1 pseudogene is annotated in these 551 nt (G+C 67.5%); it reads right to left on the bottom strand.

The annotated features are described in order from the left end of the window. Nucleotides 1-481: pseudogene (locus MFF64_RS36590) on the bottom strand (DinB/UmuC family translesion DNA polymerase); the annotation flags it as partial. Between the last annotated feature and the right edge of the window lie 70 nt (nt 482-551).

The raw sequence follows: 551 nt of genomic DNA, 5'->3' as shown, positions 1-551 counted from the left end.
TCAGCGCACCGGACTTCTCGCGGTCGAGCGCATCGAAGAGGGGTCGGGGCGCCTCGTCGAGGGGCATGAGGTCTGTTGTGACCAGCCCGGCCTTGCTGTAGCGCCAAGGCGTCGGCCCCTGCTCCTTCCAGGTCTTCGCCACGCCATGGAGCGCCGCCTGGATCAGGTGACGGCTATCGTTCGTCGCCTCCGGCAGGTGCACCACCGTCGAGACCGAGCGCATCGGGTCGCCGCGGTCGTGCTCGCTGGTGTGATAGAAGACCGTGACCGCCGACACGGCGAGCCCGTCGCGCCGCAGCTTCTCCCCGAGCCGCGTGGCATGCGCCGCCACCGCCTGCTCCAGCACCGTCCGCTCTGTGATCCGGCTGGAGAAGCTGCGGGTCACCGCGCAGCCCTTGCGCCGGGCCGGCACGATTTCCAGAGGCAGGCATGACCGCCCACGCAGCTCATGGATGATGCGCTCCCCCACTATGGTGAGTGATACCGCCGCGCTTAGGTTTTGACTCGTAGCGGATTTTCATTGGCGCGTGTGTGTGATTCGCTGCTGCCCT

Origin of the sequence: Methylobacterium frigidaeris (assembly GCF_022179185.1) — a bacterium.
In the GTDB taxonomy this organism is placed as follows: domain Bacteria; phylum Pseudomonadota; class Alphaproteobacteria; order Rhizobiales; family Beijerinckiaceae; genus Methylobacterium; species Methylobacterium frigidaeris.
Note: the sequence above shows the minus strand (reverse complement) of the source record. Positions and strands in the feature narration are given on the sequence as shown.